This window comes from Paraburkholderia sp. BCC1876, assembly GCF_902833695.1.
Lineage (GTDB): Bacteria > Pseudomonadota > Gammaproteobacteria > Burkholderiales > Burkholderiaceae > Paraburkholderia.
The window spans coordinates 115,736-132,864 of the sequence record NZ_CADFGI010000006.1; the positions used below are offsets into that span (position 1 = coordinate 115,736).

The following is a 17,129-nucleotide window of genomic DNA, read 5'->3' on the forward strand; positions in this document are numbered from 1 at the left end:
CTGAGGCAAACCGGAGGAGACATGAAACGCAAACCGCTTTACAAGGTGCTGTACGTGCAGGTGATCGTCGCGATCGTGATCGGTGTGGCCTTCGGTCATTATTGGCCGACGCACGCGGTGGCGATGAAACCGCTCGGCGACGCCTTTATCAAACTCGTACGCATGATCATCAGCCCGGTGATTTTCTGCACGGTCGTGACCGGCATTGCGAGCATGCACGACATGCGCAAGGTGGGCCGGGTCGGCGGCAAGGCGCTGCTTTATTTCGAGGTCGTCTCGACGCTGGCGCTGGCGATCGGTTTGCTGGCCGCCCATGTGCTGCAACCCGGTGCGGGCTTCAACGTCGACCCCGCCACACTCGACGCCGGCGCGGTGTCGTCCTATACGGCGCAAGCCGCGCATGGCGAAGGGCTCGCGGGCTTCTTCATGCACATCATTCCGGACACGTTTGCCGGCGCGTTCACGCAGGGTGACATTCTGCCGGTGCTGCTGATCGCCATGCTGTTCGGCACCGCGCTGGCCGTGATGGGCGAGCCCGCCAAACCGCTGATCGGCCTGATCGAACTGCTGTCGAAAACCTTCTTCAGAATCGTGCGGATGATCACCAGCCTCGCGCCGCTCGGCGCATTCGGCGCGATTGCCTTCACGATCGGCAAATACGGCATCGTCTCGCTGCTGCCAATGATGAAACTGATCGGCACGTTTTATCTGACCGCGTTCCTGTTCGTCTCGTGCGGCCTCGGCCTGATTGCGCGCGCCTGCGGATTCAGTCTGTGGCGCTTCGTGGTCTACATCAAGGACGAACTGCTGATCGTGCTCGGCACGTCGACCTCCGAAGCCGCGCTGCCGCAGTTGATGGAGAAGCTCGAACGGCTCGGCTGCTCACGCGGGATCGTCGGGCTCGTGGTGCCGACCGGCTACTCGTTCAATCTGGATGGCACCAATATCTACATGACGCTGGCGGTGCTGTTTCTCGCTCAGGCCACCAATACGCATTTGACGCTCACGCAGGAGATCACCTTGCTGGCGGTGACGATGCTCACGTCGAAGGGATCGACGGGGGTGACGGGCGCGGGTTTTATCACGCTGGCGGCGAGTCTTTCCGTGGTGCCGACCGTGCCAGTGACGGCGATGGTGCTGATACTCGGTATCGACCGTTTCATGTCCGAGTGCCGGGCGTTGACCAATACGATGGGCAACGGCGTGGCGTCGATCGTGATTGCGGCGTGGGAGAAGGAACTGGATCGCGACCGCCTGAAGGCGGCGCTGGCGAAACCGGGGCGTGGGGTGTTGGCGGCGGCGCAGGCGGAGTTGGAAGTGGCGGCCACGCCGCGCGCCGTGCAGGAACGGGAAGAAGCGCCGCGCTCGGCCTGATCCGGGACTGCGCGAAACTACACTACTGTCGCGGTCGCCGCCTCGCAGCCATGCACCGCCGACAGCAGCGCGCGCCGCGAACTCACGCCGAGCTTCGCGAACGCGCGCTTCGCGTAGGTTTCGACGGTGGACTCCTTCACGCCCATAGCCTGCGCGATCGACAGCGTGGTCATGCCCTTGACGAAGGCCGAGCAGACGCTCGCCTCACGCGACGACAGCAGGATCGCACGCCGTGTCAGATACGCTTGCAATACGTCGGCGGGCGCCACCTTGTTGACGTTGTCGTCGAGCGGCACGCCGACCATGCGCGTATGCAGTTCCGCAAGCGGCAGCAGCATCTGACCGAGATGTTTGAGCACGCTAAGCTCGTGCAGCGAGAACGCCGGCAGGCGCCGCGCGCGGCACACGGAGAGCGAATAGGCGCTGCCGTTCGAGCGCCGCACCACCAGGCACTCGTCGTGAATATTGGCGACGTCGTAGATCAGACTGCGAATCTCGGCGTCTTCGATCGCCTGCGAGGACAGATGAATCAGCTCGATCTGTTCGACATCGGAGATCCGGTCATTGAGCGGGTCCCGCTCCGCGAAGCTGCCGAAATACGTTTCCATGGTCCGCTGGATCTGCTCCGGATCGCCGCCATAGCTGCCGATCCATTCCATGCGGCGCGTCCGGTCGGCATGCGGCAAAACACGCGCGCGCATCAGATGCAGCGAATCGCAGTCGACGAACTGCCTGACGCAATCGAACATTTGCCGCAGAAAGCGTGACGAACCGGCGCAGTCGACGACGGGGCCCAGCGCGCTCGACAGCGCGGCCAGTTGACCGACCGCGAGCGGAGTGAAGGAGTGTGGAGCGTTCATGGCCTTGGGTGGCGGGCGAAGGCCCGCGGCAGCTTTCACTGATAACACGAAAAAAACCGTGCGCCCACTGCGGCTAACCCGCCGTCCGTCCGCCGCGATGAGACGTCGCACGCTATATCCACCGTGTCCCCCCGTAGTCGGGACAGACGGCCGGATTTCGCCTCCCTAGACTCTCTCCATCGTTACATCATCGTGAATCGGGGACGGAGGTCGGGGATGGAAATCAGCGGGTGGAGTAGCAGGTGGGCGCGGCCGTTGCGGGCGCTGTCGGTAGGTTTGCTGGCCGCTGCGGCACACGCGGACCCGGCGGTGGTGAATATCTACAACTGGGGTAATTCGATCGGCAAGGATACGGTCGCGAACTTCGAGAAAGCGACCGGCATTCATGTCGTCTATCAGGAGTTCGACAGCAACGAGACCTTGCAGGCCAAGTTGCTGTCAGGCAGTTCCGGCTATGACGTGGTGGTGCCGTCGGACGCGTTCTGGGCGAAGCACGTGGCGGCGGGCATCTACCAGCCGCTCGACCGGACGAAGCTGCCGAACTACGCGCTGCTCGACCCGAAACTGATGGCGCTGCTCGCCGCCGACGACCCCACTCACCAGTACGGCGTGCCGTGGAGCTGGGGCACGGACGGCTTCGGCATCAACGTCGAGAAAGTGCAGGCGGCGCTCGGCAAGGACGCGAAGCTCGACGGACTCGATCTGCTATTCGATCCGAAGAACGCCGCGAAGCTGAAGAGCTGCGGCATTTCGCTGATCGATTCGCCGCGCGACGTGTTCGGCAGCGTGCTGCTCTACATGAAGCGCGATCCGAACAGCGCGAATCCCAAAGACTACCAGGACGCGCTGACGGTGTTGAAGGGCATCCGCCCGTACATCGCGCAGTTCAGCACCGGCAGCTATATCGGCGATCTGGCGAACGGCGACATCTGCCTCGCGCTCGGCTGGTCCGGCGACGTGAATACCGCGCGGCGGTCCGCGCTGGACGCGCACCGCTCGTACCACATCAAATACATTCTGCCGAACGAGGGCGGCCCGATCTGGTTCGACGTGATGGCCGTGCCGAAAGACGCGCCGCATCCGGAGGCGGCGCTGAAGTGGGTCAACTTCGTGCTGTCGGAAAAGGAGAGCGCGAACCTGACGAACGACACCTCGTATCCCACGGCGGTGTCGAGTGCGTCGAAGCTCGTGCATGCGGATGTGCTGGCCGATCCGGCTGTGTTCCCAACGTCGGGAGATTTCAACAAGCTGTTCGCGGTCAAGCCGTTGCCGACTGAAATCAACCGCCTGGTGACGCGTCTGTGGCAGCAATACAAAACCGACTGACGGCCTGATCCGGCCGCTTCAAACCCACCTCACCAATACGCATTCCGCCGCCGCGTCTCGCGACGCGGTGCGGATCAACACGTCCATTCGATGTCTTCCATCATGAAACTGAAAGTGATTGTTCTGGTGAGCGCGCTCGCGTTCCAGTGCGCGGCGTTTGCCGCGCAGACGGACGCCGCGGCACGGCCGTCGGTCGCCACGCAACTCGATGCGTTGCAGGCGCAGATCACGGCGCTTCAGGCGCAGATTCATAGCTTGCAGGCGCAGGCGAAAGCGCCGGCTGTGGCGAGCGCGACAGCGGGGACGGCGCCGGCATCCGCATCGGCCGCCGACAACGCTGTGCGCGACCCCGCCGCGTTGACGCGCGATTTCCAGGCCATGCATGAACAGGTCAACAACCTCACGCTGAAAACCGATTCGCTCGAAGACGCCGCTACCACCGGCCCGCTCGCCGGCCTGAGCGTGACCGGCTATCTCGACCCGCTGTATCTGTACAACCGCGCGCGCCGTTCGGGCAGCTTCCAGTTCGTCAATCACGATCCGGGCGTGTACGACTATTTCGAAAGCCAGATCGGTGACGTCTATCTCGACATCAAGAAGATCTTCGGCGTCGGGCCGCTCGCGCCAGCCGCGGAAATCGTGATCCAGCCGAATCGCGGCGTGGGCTCGACGCTAAGCAGCGGGCACGGCAGTGTCGGCAACAACATCCTGACGCAGGCCGATGTGACGGTGCCGCTCAACTCGCTGACCACGTTCACGGCCGGTCTGTTGCAGAGTCCGATCGGCTACGAGCCGCAACCGTCGAATCAGATGCTGACGCTCACGCACAACCTGCTGTACGACTTCAGCGAACCCGCGGGCATGGTCGGCATTGGTCTGAAGGGCAATAACGCGATCTTCACGCATTTCTGGCAGGTGTATCTGTCGAACGAGCAGTTGCGCACGTCGGCGGCGATCGTGAACGGTCCGGACAACACGTCGCATAGCAACTGGGTGCCGTCGTTGACCGCGCGCTTCGACGACGTGCTATCTACCGCGTTAGACATCGGTGTGGCCGGTATGGTCGGCCGCTCGACGCTGTTCTCGCCGTGCGCGAATCCTGGCGGCTACGGCTATCAATGCAGCGCGTCGACGCCGTTCGGCATGACGCGCTACGTTGAAACCGACCTGACCTACACGCGCGACAAACTGCAATTGAATGCGCAACTCGATTACGGCGATCAGCAGAAAGGCGCGTACGACGGTGGCACGGCGCGCTGGTACGGCTTCTCATTGCAGGGGCACAAGAAGTGGACCTCGGCGTGGCTCGGCCATATGGGCGCGACGCTGCGCTTCGACTATCTGAACGACACCGCCAACGGCGGCGGCGCGCCGAACATTCTGTACGGGCTCGCGGGCGGCAATCCGGCGGTGAACGCGAGCAGCGGCTTTGGCATCGACCCCGCGTGCTTCGCGGCGTCCACGCGCAACGGCACCGAATGCAAGGGCGCGGCGCACTACGACATCACCGCCGACCTGCTGTTTTTCCCGACCCAACAGATCACGCTGAAGTTCGAATACCGGCATGACCAGGCGAATCATCCGGTGTTCCTGATGAACGACGGCACCTATTCACGCGCCAACGACATTCTGGCGACCCAGTTCATCTATTCTTTCTGAGCACGACATGAGCCACTTTTCACACGATTCACACGACGCGGCGCGCGAGAATCTGCGCTACCGCAACTGCACGTTCGTCAACGGCACGATTTATACGGGTGGCACGACGCCTACCGTGGTGCCCTGTCTCGCTGTGCGCGACGGCGTGATTGCCTACGCGGGCAGCTATGCGGATTTGCCGGCGGAGTTGCATGCGGCCGAACAGGTCGACTTGCGAGGCCGCATGATCGTGCCGGGTTTCACGGACTCGCACGCCCATCCGGTCGAAGGATTCCAGCTCACATGCGACGCCGATCTCGGCGATGCCCATTCACTCGACGCGATCGCGCACCAGGTCCGCGAATGCGCCGCGCTGCATCCGCAGCGCAGTTGGGTGATGGCGGGCAACGTCGCGCTCGAAGCGCTCGGCGCCCAGTTGAACCGCAGCGCGCTCGACATGATGGTCGGCGACCGGCCGCTGTTGCTGATCGGTCATGACGTCCATTCCGGTTGTCTGAATACCGCCGCGCTGCGGGTGCTTGGCGTGAGTGCGACGACGCCGGACCCGGAAGGCGGGATCTACGAGCGCGACGCGCACGGCGCGCCCACCGGAGTCGTCCATGAAGCCGCGTTGTATGGACTGTTTCGCCATCTGCCGCAAATGGGCGCCGACGAATCCGCGCGCGCTTTGCAGAAGGCGCAGCGCCAGGCGCACGAAAACGGTATCACGGGATGGTTTGAAGCGATGGTCGGTCAGCGGCTCGTCGATGCCTATGTGCGAGCGCGAGACAGCGGCAATCTGAAGGCCAATGTGAGCCTTGGGCTGCTGGTGTCGCCGAATCTGGCGCTCGCGCCGCAGATCGGGAAGCTGATCGATTGGCGTCGTCAGTACGACGGTGGCCGCGTGCGTTTGCATACGGCGAAGATCTTTATCGATGGCGTGCTGGAGAGTCACACCGGCGCGTTACTCGACAACTATGCCGATGTGGATCACAACGGTGCCGCGCATTGGACGCCGGCGCAGTTGCATGAGGCTGTGTTTGCCGCTGACGCGGCGGGCTTCGATCTGCATTTTCATACGATCGGCGACCGCGCGGTGCGGATGGCGCTCGATACGCTCGAGGCGCTGAATCGCGAACGTGGGCGGCGTGATCGGCGTGCGCAATTGGCACATGTGCAGTTGATCGATCCTTTGGACGTGCCGCGGTTCGCGGAGACGGGGGCGATTGCTTCGGTGCAGGCCGTGTGGGGGAGTGTTGCGCCGGGTTTAAAGGCGCTTTATACGCAGTTGCTTGGGGAGCGGCGGATGAGCCGGCAGTACGCGTTTGGTGATTTGCAGCGGGGTGGGGCGATGTTGTCGGGGGGCTCCGACTGGCCTGTTTCCACGCAGAACCCGCTGGTGGCGATTGAGACCGCGTTGCGGCGGGCGGCGCCTGGGGATGTTGCAGATGTGCCGTTTTTGCCGGAGCAGAGTGTTGGGGTTGAAGCGATGCTTAAGGCTTATACGCATAACTCTGCTTTTAGCCTCAGGTTTGATGGTGAGGCTGGGGTGCTGGCGGTTGGGCGGCCGGCTTCGTTGGCTGTATTGAGCGGTGATGTGCGGGATGTGGCGCCGCATCGCGTCGCTGAGGTGCAGGTGGGGATGACTCTGTTTGAAGGGGAGAGGGTTTTTGGTGGGGTTGAGTAGGTGGTGCTGTTGGTGTTGCTGTTGCTGTTGCTGTTGTGTTGGCCTCTCCTTGGTTTGTTAGTGGTCTATTGGCGTTCCCCCTGTGCGGGGGGCACCTACTTTTCTTTGCATGCCGCAAAGAAAAGTAGGCAAAAGAAAGCGGCTCACACCGCTAGCTCATAAGCGGGTTTCGTGGTCCACCACCAGCGGTGGACCATCTGGAATCCGTGCTCTCGCACACTCCGCACGCGTGACAAAGCCGTCATTCATCCCGCCTCGCGCTCTGCGCTCGCCGGGACGGTTTGCTATCAACCCTGCGCTGTGGTTTGGGCGGCGGGTATCTGGCTTCGGCCTTCTGCCTGGCTTACTTTGACTCCGCGGCCTCGAATCGTTTTACCGCGCCGACGATATCGTTGCGCAACTGCTTTAGCGCGGCCTGCCGCGCGTCGGGGGGCACGAGTCCTTGCCACAACAGATCGCTTAACGACGCAGCCGTCGCTTCAATGTCGACGGCTCTCTGTTTGCGTACCGCGTCCCACAACACGTGCTCCATCGGACCATAAACCGCCGAACGCAACAGGCCGAGCGGCATGTCGTCCCGTACGTCGCCACCGGCAACACCCTCAGCAAGGACCTGCATCATCGGCGCCGTATAACGTCGCTGCAGTTCGACGATGACGTCGCCGAACTTGTCGTCCTTCTCGCGTCCCTCGGAAAGAATCAGCGCGCACAAGCCGGTTCCGTCCACCGTTAGCCGGTAAAGATGCGTACGCACCAGGTACGCGAACTTGCTGCGCGTGCCGTCGATCAGCGGTAATTCTCCCTCCACCTGCGCGATGATTTCATCGTACCAATTGCCCAGCACGCGCACGCATAAATCCCGCTTGCTGGCGAAGTACGTGAAGATCGTCGCCTCCGATACGCCCACCCGGCGCGCAATCTCCGTCATCGTGGCGGACGCATAGCCGACCTCGGAGAACACGAGCCGGGCCGCCTCCAGAATAGCCCTGAGACGTTGCTCGGAACGCGCCTGCACAGGCACGCGGCGGGATGCGGCGGAGACGGTCATTGTCGATAAAAGAAGAGTGGAGTTGTCGGAGTTGAGTCTAGCTCAAATGTATTTGAAGTGATAGCTTTGAATAAAGCTGCGCTAAAAAATGCATTCGACACTGTGCGTTCATATAACTTGAGCTAAACTCAAAAAACTATATCGAGCCGCTTGTGAAGGAGACACCCGAATGCCCACCGCTTCGCCGAGTACTTCGCCGCCGTTGAGCGGCTACCGTTCCGTCTTCCGCGAAGGCCTGTTCGCAGGCAAGATCGTCGTCGTCACCGGGGCGGGGAGCGGGCTGGGCCGCTGTACGGCGCATGAACTCGCGTCGTTGGGCGCCACGATCGCATTGATCGGCCGTAGCGCGGACAAACTCGAAGCCGTGCAAGCCGAACTTGTCGCCGATCATCAAAATGTCAGCGGCCATCGCATCTACTCGTGCGATATCCGCAACGAACAACAGGTGCGCGACACGGTCGCCGCCGTCGTTCAGGACCTCGGTCAGATCGACGGCCTCTTCAATTGCGCCGGCGGCCAATTCCCCGCGAAGCTGGAGGCGATCTCGCTGAATGGCTGGGACGCCGTCGTGCGCAACAACCTGCACGGCACGTTCCTCATGTCCCGCGAGTGCTATACGCAATGGATGCAGCACCACGGCGGCGCGATCGTCAACATGCTGGCGGACATCTGGGGCGGCATGCCCGGCATGGGCCACTCGGGCGCGGCGCGCGCGGGCGTGTGGAACTTCACGGAAACGGCCGCGTGCGAATGGGGTCACTCAGGTGTCAGGGTCAACGCGGTCGCGCCGGGCTGGATCGCTTCCGCCGGCATGGACAGCTATGACGAAAGCTACCGGGCGCTGCTGCGCTCGCTGAAACACAAAGTGCCGCTGCAACGCTTCGGCACCGAATCCGAACTGGCGAGCGCGGCCGTGTTTCTGCTGTCGGAGGCGTCGGCATTTATCAACGGCACGGTGATTCGCGTGGATGGCGGCGTGCCGAACGCGCGCCATTCATGGCCGCTGCCCGCCGCCGAGCGTACGATCGAATACAACGGTTTCCCACGCTATCAACCGCCGACCGGCTTGCAGGAGCAGACACAATGAATCTCGACGGCCAGACCTACGAATCGCTGACGGCCAGCTTCGCGTGGCGGATTCCGCCACGCTACAACATCGGCGTCGATGTCTGCGACAAATGGGCCGACGGTTCCGGACGTCTCGCGCTGATCTATGAAGATCCCGAAGGCCGGGCCGCGCACTACACGTTCGACGAATTGAAGGCGCTGTCGGATCGTTTCGCCAATGCGCTGCTCGCAGCGGGCGCGCAACGCGGCGACCGCATCGGCATCTTTCTGTCGCAGTCGATCGAGACGGCCGTCGCGCATCTCGCCGCGTACAAGGCGGGCATGGTGGCGGTGCCGCTGTTCGCGCTGTTCGGCATCGATGCGATCGAACATCGCCTGGGCGACAGCGGCGCAGTCGCGTTAATCACCGACAACGCGGGCGTGCAAAAGATCGCCGAGATTCGCGCGGCCTTGCCGGCGCTACGCAATGTGTTCAGCGTCGACATCACCGATGAAAACACCTACGACGCCGCGCAAGCCAACCCCGTGCGTTCGTTCTGGCACGCGCTGAACAATGCGCCTGCCGAGTTCACGCCGGCCGATACCAGCGCCGACGATCCCGCCGTCATCATCTACACGTCCGGCACGACCGGCAAACCGAAGGGCGCGTTGCACGGCCATCGCGTGCTGCCCGGGCATCTGCCGGGCGTCGAGCTGTCGCAACAGGGTTTCCCCGCGCAGGCCACGCTCATGTGGACCCCCGCCGACTGGGCGTGGATCGGCGGGCTGTTCGACGTGCTGCTGCCGTCGTGGCATCACGGCGTGGCCGTGCTGGCGCGCCGCTTTGCGAAATTCGACGGCCAGGCCGCGTTCGATCTGATGGCGCGTCACGCGGTGTCCCATACGTTTTTGCCGCCCACGGCATTAAAGATGATGCGCGGCGTCGAGCATCCCGAGCGCTGGCCGCTCGCGCTGCGCTCGGTGGCGAGCGGCGGCGAATCGCTCGGTGAGGAACTGATCGACTGGGGCCGCAAGGCGCTCGGCGTCACGATCAACGAGTTCTATGGGCAAACGGAGTGCAACGTGGTGGTGTCGTCGTGCGCGGCGCTGTTCGAGCCGTGCTTCGGCGCGATCGGCCGCGCGGTGCCGGGGCATCATGTCGCGATTGTCGACGCCGACGGCAACGAACTGCCGCAAGGCGCGATTGGTGATATCGCGGTGGCCGCGCCCGATCCGGTGATGTTCCTCGGCTACTGGGGCAACGAAGCGGCCACGCGCGAGAAATACCGCGGCAAGTTTCTCGTGACCGGCGACCTCGGCATGCGCGACGCGGACGGCTTTATCCGCTTCGTCGGTCGCGGCGACGACGTGATCACTAGCGCCGGCTACCGGATCGGCCCGGCTTCGATCGAGGATTCGCTGCTGCGTCATCCGGCGGTGTCGATGGCGGCCGTGATCGGTGCGCCCGATCGCGAACGCACCGAAATCGTCATGGCGTTCGTGGTGCTGAAACCCGGCTTTATCGGCGACGACGCCTTGGTGCGCGAGATCCAGCAGCATGTCAAAACGCGCCTCGCCGCGCACGAGTATCCGCGCGAGATCCGCTTTGTCGACAGCCTGCCGTTGACGGCGACCGGCAAGGTGATTCGCCGGGCGTTGCGCGCCGGACTCGGGCAAGATGGCGAGCATCCCGCCGCCAAACCTGAATCCCGATGACCGACAATTCCCGTCCACCTGCGAGCCGAACCGGCAAGGCACTGAAGACGCCCGGCGCGCAACCGGCCGTCGCGGCCGTGCTCGACGACACGGACCGCAAACTGCTGGCCCTGCTCGCGGAAGACGCCACGCGCACCTACGCGGAACTCGGCAAGCTGCTGTTCCTGTCGGCGCCCGCGGTGCACGAGCGCGCGCGGCGTTTGAAGAAGGAAGGCGTGATCAAGGCCACCGTCGCCGCGCTCGATGCCGCGCGTCTGAATCGTCCGTTGCTCGCGTTCGTGCATGTCGATACGACGAGCTGGGCGGTCACGCGGCAACTGCTGGCGCTCAAGGAGCTCTCGGACGTCGAGGAGATTCACACCGTGACGGGCGAGAGCGCAATGCTGCTTAAAGTCCGCACGCGCGATACGCAGACGCTCGAGCAACTGCTGGCGCGGATTCATGCGATTGAAGGCTTCACGGGCACGCGCAGTTATATCGCGCTGACCACGTATCTGGAGCGTGGGCCGAGTCCGGAGTTGTGACGTGGGTGCGGTGACGTCGCGACGTCACCACGTTACCGCGATATCGCGTCACCACGTCCCACCTCGCCGCTCACGCATGCAGCGACAAACCCTTAACCGCTTTATCGACCGCCTTCTTCAACCCACGCACCGCCAGCCCGACGAGATCGGGCGCGTCCGCGGGTTCCGCGCGGAACACCTCGCGATTCGCCTGATCGTGGCCGGTGGAGAACATCGCGCGCACATAGACGGCGCGCGTCAACTCCCGCTCGATGCCCTGGCGGAACGCGCGCAGCAAACCCGCGCTGTCCGCCTGATACACCATCATCGGTTGGCCGAGCAGCCGCGCGTGCTGGCGGCCGGCGGCGTCTTCATACGGTTCGCCTAGTGCTTCGGGCGCGGCGCCCGCGATACCCGTCGCGAGAAACGCGGTGACATTGAGTTTTTGCCATACGGCCAGATCGTCCAGCACGATGATGGCGACCTTCGTATCGAATTCCATCTTCTACATCGCTCCACAGCGCGTTAGCGCACAGATAAAAACTGATCTACTGCCGAATGTTAGGGAAAGCACGGCGCTCGTGCACGCCCTCGCGGTAAAAACGAATGCGCTTCGCCGAACCTGCGTTGGCGTGGCGTCGCAAGCGGTTTTTGCCGAATGCCATTCGGCGCGCGCGTGCTGCAATGCAACCTGACACGCACGCAACATAGGGCAAGTCCCTGGCGCGATTTAGCCGTGCATTACCACTCGCGTGGGCAGCCTCCTAAACTTGAATCAAACAGGGAGGGGACACCGATGGCCAAACTCATCCACACGATGATCCGCGTGCAGGATCTGCCGCGTTCTCTGCAGTTCTATCAGAAGGCTTTCAATTTCGACGTCTCGCACCGGCTCGACTTTCCGGAGTTCGCGCTGGTCTATTTGCGCAACCACGAAGCCGACGCGGAAATAGAACTGACCTGGAATAAAGGCCGCGCGGAACCGTATTCGCACGGCGACGGTTACGGTCATGTCGCCTTCTGCGTGGACGACGCGAAAAGCGAGCGGCAGCGGCTGATCGAGCTCGGCATGACGCCCAACGATCTACGGGAATTTCACAACGACGGCGGTGAATTGCTGGCGCGCTACTTTTTCATTCAGGACCCTGACGGCTACAAGATCGAAGTGTTGGAACGCTACGGCCACTATCAATAGAACAGGCAATCCGGCGGCCGCCGCGGGTTGAGCAATACCCCACAGAAATTATCTTGCATGGGACCTGGGTCAGCGCTAACGCGCCGGCTCCGGTCAACAAGGAGACAGACATGAAGACAACGGTCATTCCGATCGTCGCGTCCGATCACGCACACGCCACGCATCATCATCATGAGCCCGGGCACGGCCATGAGCCTCACCATGACCACGAGCATCGCGCGGGGCAGGCGGCGGCCGTGGCCCTGCGCATTCCGCTCACGCGACGCGCGCTGTTGCGGGGCACCGGCGTGCTGATGGGCACGCTGGCGTTGTCGTCGGTGCTGTCGACGCTTGCGCCGAGCCGCGTATGGGCGCTCGAACTGCAAGGGCTCGACACGCATCAGGGCGAAGTGATTCTCGCCTTCACGCGGCAACTCTATCCGCACGCCACGCTCGACAACGCGGTGTATGCGCTGGTGGTCAAGGATCTCGACACGAAGGCGAAAGCCGATCCGGCGGTGCGTCAGCAGCTCGCTGACGGCGTCAAACAACTCGACGCGCAGGCCGGTTCGGACTGGCTCAAGCGGCCGCCTGCCGATCAGGCGCAGGACGTCGCGGCGCTCGCCGGTACGCCGTTCTTCAACACGATCCGCAGCACGGCGGTGGTGTCGCTGTACGCCAACACGATGGCGTATGCGCATTTCGGTTATGGCGCGTCGGAGGGCGACGGCGGTTATCTGACCAAGGGGTTCAACAGTCTCTCGTGGCTGCCGAATCCGCCGGCCGGGGCGAGTGGTCCGATCCCGTCGGACAGTTAATCGACACTGGAGACACGATATGAATCAGGACAACAACAAGGTGCGGTTTTCGCACAACGACGACAAGGTCGTCGTGATCATCGGCTCAGGCGCGGGCGGCGGTACGCTCGCCAACGAACTGGCGCAGAAGGGCATCGACGTCGTCGTGCTGGAAGCCGGCAAACTGCACACGCAAGCTGATTTCACCACCGACGAATGGGGCGCGTTCCAGATGCTCTCATGGCTCGACAAACGCACCACGTCAGGCACCTGGCGCGTCGCCAAAGACTTCCCGAATCTGCCCGCATGGATCTGCAAAACAGTCGGCGGCACCACCACGCACTGGGCAGGCGCGAGCCTGCGCATCCAGCCGCACGAGTTCAAGGCGAAGACCACCTACGGCGATATCAAGGACGCCAATCTGCTCGACTGGCCGCTCACCCGCGCGGAACTCGATCCCTACTACGACCGCGCGCAGCAGAAGATGGGCGTGACGCGCACCAACGGTCTGCCGGGTTTGCCGGGCAACAACAACTTCAAGGTGATGTCGGCCGGCGCGATGAAGGTCGGCTACAAGGAATGCAACACCGGCCATATGGCGATCAATAGCGTGGTGCGCGACGATCGCGCGCATTGCTTCCAGCGCGGCTTCTGTTTTCAGGGCTGCCGTACCGGCGCGAAATGGTCGACGCTGTACACCGAATTGCCGCGCGCCCAGGCCACCGGGCATATGGAATTGCGCACCCAGGCGCACGTGGTGCGAATCGAGACCGACGCGCGCGGCAAAGCGAAAGAGGTGTTGTACTACGACAGCAACGGTAAATTGCAGCGGCAGAAAGCACGCATCATCGCCGTGGCCGGCAATTCGATCGAAACGCCGCGCCTGCTGTTGAACTCGCATTCGAGCAAATTCCCGCAAGGACTTGCGAACGGTTCGGGGCAGGTGGGCCGCAATTACATGCGCCACACCACGGGCTCGGTGTACGCGGTGTTCAACGACAAAGTGGACATGTTCAAGGGCACCACGATGGCCGGCATCATCGAAGACGAGGCGGTGTTCAATCCGCAGCGTGGTTTCGCGGGCGGCTATCACCTGGAGACCGTGTCGCTCGGGCTGCCGTTTTACGCGGCGTTTCTGAATCCCGGCGCGTGGGGCCCGACCTTCGCGCAGGCGATGGATCAGTACGCGTACACGGCGGGCATGTGGATTGTCGGCGAGGACATGCCGCGCGACAGCAATCGCGTGACCTTGAATACCGACGTGAAAGATCAGTACGGCCAGCCGGTCGCCAACGTGCATTTCGACGATCATCCTAACGACGAAGCCATGCGCGAGCACGCGTTCAAGCAGGGCACCGCGGTGTATGAGGCGGCCGGCGCGAAGACGGTGTATCGCGTGCCGCCGTATCCGTCCACGCACAACCTCGGCACCGCGCGCATGAGCGCGCGTGCCGAAGACGGCGTGTGCAACAGCTTCGGCCAGACGCACGAAGTGTCGAACCTGTTCATCTCGGACGGCAGCCAGTTCACCACCGGCGCGGCGGAAAACCCGACCATGACGATCGTGACGCTGGCGATCCGTCAGGCCGATCACATCGCGGCGCAGATGGGCAAACGCACGGTGTAGCGGGGTGCGTCGGTTGGTGCGTTGGTTGGTTAGCTTGTCGGGGCCAGCGCGGCGTTCGGGTTCGACGCGATTGTCGGGCCGCGAAGGCCGGCGTATGTTGACCAGAAGCGGCGGGGTGCGGCGGCGTCATGAAGACGCCGCCGCATGCGCTGCGAAACACGGAGCAAACGTCATGTGTGGGATCTACATCAACGCCGATCCGATCCTCTATGAATCGCGCACCCGCTCGTTGCGGATTCACGGAGTGATCACGACAGTCCGGCTGGAAAATCTGTTCTGGGACGTGCTGCACGAAATCGCCGCGCGCGAGAGCATGACGACCAGTCAGTTCGCGGTCAAACTCTACGACGAACTGATCGCGTTGCGCGGCGAAATGCCGACCAACTTCGCTTCGTTTTTGCGGGTGTGCTGTCTGCGCTATCTGTCGATGCGCACGGAGAAGGGCGTCACCATCTCCGAGACGGCGCCTGAAATGACGGCGGCCGTGAGCGAAGCACGGCCGCGGATTCTGAAGACGGTTTGACGTGTAACGCGCGACAAGGTGAGCGTCACGCGGTTACGGAAACATGTTGCGCTTCGGAAATTCCCGATCGCTTTCCCAGATGCCGGAGTGTTGACGCTGCGCGAGTAGCCATTTGCCGTCGACAAAGCGGTAGGTTTCGTAGCGCGTCACGAAATCGTCGTCGTCGCCGGTGCTGTCTTTTTTGTCGAAGTCCGGGCTGCACCTTACCTGTTGAATCTCATCGGCGCCGCCTTTGCGCGACGGCGAAATCTTCCAGGCCGCCTTGCCGGTCGCGGCGAGCACCAGCGCGCTGCTTTTGCCGTCGTCCGTGGTGTATTGCACGGGGTCCAGCGACTGCCTGGCCGGCATCAGGATTTGCGTGGCGGGGCCGCTGTAGGAACCCATCGGCGCGGTGGCGTCCACCGTCAGAAACAGCACGGGACCGGGCAGACCGTGCAGCGGCGCGGGCTCGACGCGGGCCAGCGGATAGTCCAGTTGTCGCGTGGCCGCAATCGCGCCCGACGCAGACACGAGGCGCAACTGAGCTTTCACGAGCGGCTTCGGATCTTTGCCGGGCAGACCTTCTTCCGACGCACCCGTGCCCCATAGCTGCTTTTGCAGCGCGGGCGTGATGCGTTCGTCTTCGAGCAGTTCGATCGAATCGCCATCCAGGCCGGGTGCGCGCTGCGTGACGTGGTAGCCGTCAGGGGCGGCAACGGTGGGCGTGGGCGTTGCGGGTTTGGCGGGCGCTGCCGGTGTTGCCGGTGTTGTTGCTGTTGCCGCAGGCGCTTGAATTGGCGTCGGCATCGGCGCTGCCGCTGACGCTTGCACTTGCGCGGCCGGTTGCGATGCCGCTGCGTCGTCGGTAAATACCGGCGAGAAATCGATGTTTGGCACGACGAATGTCTCGACTGTCGTCGCACCTGGACGCTGGTAGCTCACCACCGACGTATTCTTGCGCGCCGTCAGCACGTTGACGGTAATGCCCGGTTGAATGTCGATGCAGCCACCCGCCTGGGCTTGCGCGAGTTGCTCGGCCGTGGCCGTCGCGCCGTGGCTGCGGCTCTCGCCGTTGGGCAGCGTGAGTTGCGCGAGCGCTTGCGCCGATACACACATCACACCGGGTTTCGTCGCGATCAGATCGGCCGCCATGGCCTGCGTGCTGAACCATCCGGCAGCAGCGAGCAGGCAAGCGATTCGGGTTGGCCACCGCGTTGTGAAATGCATCTGGAACTGCTTTTGGGATCGCATTTGGAACCGCGTTTGGCGCCGCGTTTGGAACTGCTTCTGGAACATTCACTGCCTCTAATTGTTAGGCTTAGCCGCGGATTATAGGAAACCCCCGTAAGCGCAACAAGCGCGGCACTGACGCAACGGATCCGAGCCCACTCGCATGCTACGATGCTTCGCTCATCGAGCATAAAAGTCGGAGACCCAGATGCACCCGGAGAATGCCGCCCGTTTCGACGAACAGTTTGCGCCGCGTATCGCCGAAGCGATCGCCGCCTGTTTCGCCGCCACCGTGCATACCGAAGTGCTGCCCTACGGCGGTCACGGGCAACCTACACGCGTGCGTATCCATGCCGCGCCGCTCGACAATCTCGGCCACTATCCGCATCCGCTGAATCTGTACCTGACGTGGGACAGCGACGAAATCGAACGACTGATGGGCGCGCAAGGGGAGGCGAGATTCGCGGGCTATCTGGCCGCGCTGCCGCGCAAGCTTGCCGCGTGGAACCACGCGCGCGAACTGGACTTTCTGTCGCACACGCAGGCTGAGCCGGTGGCCTTGATCGGCGGGCTCGACTTCGAATCGTAAGCGGCGCGTAA

General features: G+C 63.2%; 16 protein-coding genes. 12 read left to right on the forward strand and 4 right to left on the reverse strand.

The features are described 5' to 3' along the window. Positions 1-21 precede the first annotated feature (21 nt). The gene (locus HWY05_RS22310; protein ID WP_051980351.1) at positions 22-1,374 is read left to right on the forward strand and encodes a dicarboxylate/amino acid:cation symporter; all 1,353 of its coding nucleotides are present in this window, start codon (positions 22-24) and stop codon (positions 1,372-1,374) included. 17 nt (positions 1,375-1,391) lie between these two features. On the opposite strand, the gene HWY05_RS22315 is transcribed toward HWY05_RS22310, so the two are convergent. Next, positions 1,392-2,234: a helix-turn-helix transcriptional regulator gene (locus HWY05_RS22315; RefSeq protein WP_176059661.1), complete on the reverse strand. Its 843-nt coding sequence runs from the start codon at positions 2,232-2,234 to the stop codon at positions 1,392-1,394. Between the two features lie 216 nt (positions 2,235-2,450). On the opposite strand from HWY05_RS22315, the gene HWY05_RS22320 reads away from it, so the two are divergent. The 3 genes from HWY05_RS22320 to HWY05_RS22330 all read left to right on the forward strand — a co-directional run bounded on the left by HWY05_RS22320 (position 2,451) and on the right by HWY05_RS22330 (position 6,885). Next, positions 2,451-3,560 carry an extracellular solute-binding protein gene (locus tag HWY05_RS22320; RefSeq protein ID WP_176059662.1) on the forward strand — a complete coding sequence of 370 codons (1,110 nt, stop codon included), beginning with the start codon at positions 2,451-2,453 and terminating at the stop codon, positions 3,558-3,560. Positions 3,561-3,662: 102 nt separating this feature from the next. Continuing rightward, positions 3,663-5,219, forward strand: a complete 1,557-nt coding sequence (locus HWY05_RS22325; protein ID WP_176059663.1) for a DUF3138 family protein — start codon at positions 3,663-3,665, stop codon at positions 5,217-5,219. 7 nt (positions 5,220-5,226) lie between these two features. Then, complete coding sequence (locus HWY05_RS22330; protein ID WP_176059664.1) at positions 5,227-6,885, forward strand: amidohydrolase; 1,659 nt, start codon at positions 5,227-5,229, stop codon at positions 6,883-6,885. Positions 6,886-7,228: 343 nt separating this feature from the next. Here HWY05_RS22330 and HWY05_RS22335 read toward each other — a convergent pair whose 3' ends face one another. Next, positions 7,229-7,933, reverse strand: a complete 705-nt coding sequence (locus HWY05_RS22335) for a TetR/AcrR family transcriptional regulator (protein ID WP_176059665.1) — start codon at positions 7,931-7,933, stop codon at positions 7,229-7,231. Positions 7,934-8,102: 169 nt separating this feature from the next. Between HWY05_RS22335 and HWY05_RS22340 the strand changes: the two genes are divergently transcribed. The 3 genes from HWY05_RS22340 to HWY05_RS22350 are packed head-to-tail and all read left to right on the forward strand — an operon-like array spanning position 8,103 to position 11,220. Beyond that, positions 8,103-9,020, forward strand: coding sequence for an SDR family oxidoreductase (locus tag HWY05_RS22340; protein ID WP_051980347.1), 918 nt, complete (start codon positions 8,103-8,105; stop codon positions 9,018-9,020). Next, a complete protein-coding gene (locus HWY05_RS22345) occupies positions 9,017-10,696 on the forward strand; it encodes an acyl-CoA synthetase (protein WP_176059666.1) in 1,680 nt (559 codons plus the stop codon). Before HWY05_RS22340 ends, HWY05_RS22345 begins: the two co-directional genes overlap by 4 nt. Continuing rightward, on the forward strand, positions 10,693-11,220 hold the full coding sequence (locus HWY05_RS22350) for an Lrp/AsnC family transcriptional regulator (RefSeq protein ID WP_035546836.1): 528 nt from the start codon (positions 10,693-10,695) through the stop codon (positions 11,218-11,220). Before HWY05_RS22345 ends, HWY05_RS22350 begins: the two co-directional genes overlap by 4 nt. A gap of 70 nt (positions 11,221-11,290) precedes the next feature. Here the strand turns inward: HWY05_RS22350 and HWY05_RS22355 are convergent, their stop codons facing one another. Beyond that, entirely contained in the window at positions 11,291-11,701 is a 411-nt protein-coding gene (locus tag HWY05_RS22355; protein ID WP_035546834.1) for a DUF2000 domain-containing protein, read from the reverse strand. Between the two features lie 294 nt (positions 11,702-11,995). On the opposite strand from HWY05_RS22355, the gene HWY05_RS22360 reads away from it, so the two are divergent. From HWY05_RS22360 to HWY05_RS22375, 4 genes are all read left to right on the forward strand, one after another. After that, positions 11,996-12,394: a VOC family protein gene (locus HWY05_RS22360; RefSeq protein ID WP_035546832.1), complete on the forward strand. Its 399-nt coding sequence runs from the start codon at positions 11,996-11,998 to the stop codon at positions 12,392-12,394. A 110-nt stretch (positions 12,395-12,504) separates the two neighbouring features. After that, positions 12,505-13,191 (forward strand): tat (twin-arginine translocation) pathway signal sequence, encoded by a 687-nt coding sequence (locus tag HWY05_RS22365; RefSeq protein WP_035546830.1) that lies wholly within the window; start codon positions 12,505-12,507, stop codon positions 13,189-13,191. A gap of 19 nt (positions 13,192-13,210) precedes the next feature. Then, entirely contained in the window at positions 13,211-14,797 is a 1,587-nt protein-coding gene (locus HWY05_RS22370; RefSeq protein WP_035546827.1) for a GMC family oxidoreductase, read from the forward strand. Positions 14,798-14,969: 172 nt separating this feature from the next. After that, positions 14,970-15,320 (forward strand): ribbon-helix-helix domain-containing protein, encoded by a 351-nt coding sequence (locus HWY05_RS22375; RefSeq protein ID WP_035546825.1) that lies wholly within the window; start codon positions 14,970-14,972, stop codon positions 15,318-15,320. Positions 15,321-15,353: 33 nt separating this feature from the next. Here HWY05_RS22375 and HWY05_RS22380 read toward each other — a convergent pair whose 3' ends face one another. Continuing rightward, on the reverse strand, positions 15,354-16,526 hold the full coding sequence (locus HWY05_RS22380) for a hypothetical protein (protein ID WP_176059667.1): 1,173 nt from the start codon (positions 16,524-16,526) through the stop codon (positions 15,354-15,356). Positions 16,527-16,737: 211 nt separating this feature from the next. On the opposite strand from HWY05_RS22380, the gene HWY05_RS22385 reads away from it, so the two are divergent. Then, a complete protein-coding gene (locus HWY05_RS22385) occupies positions 16,738-17,118 on the forward strand; it encodes a DUF5594 family protein (RefSeq protein WP_035546822.1) in 381 nt (126 codons plus the stop codon). The last annotated feature ends 11 nt before the right edge of the window (positions 17,119-17,129 follow it).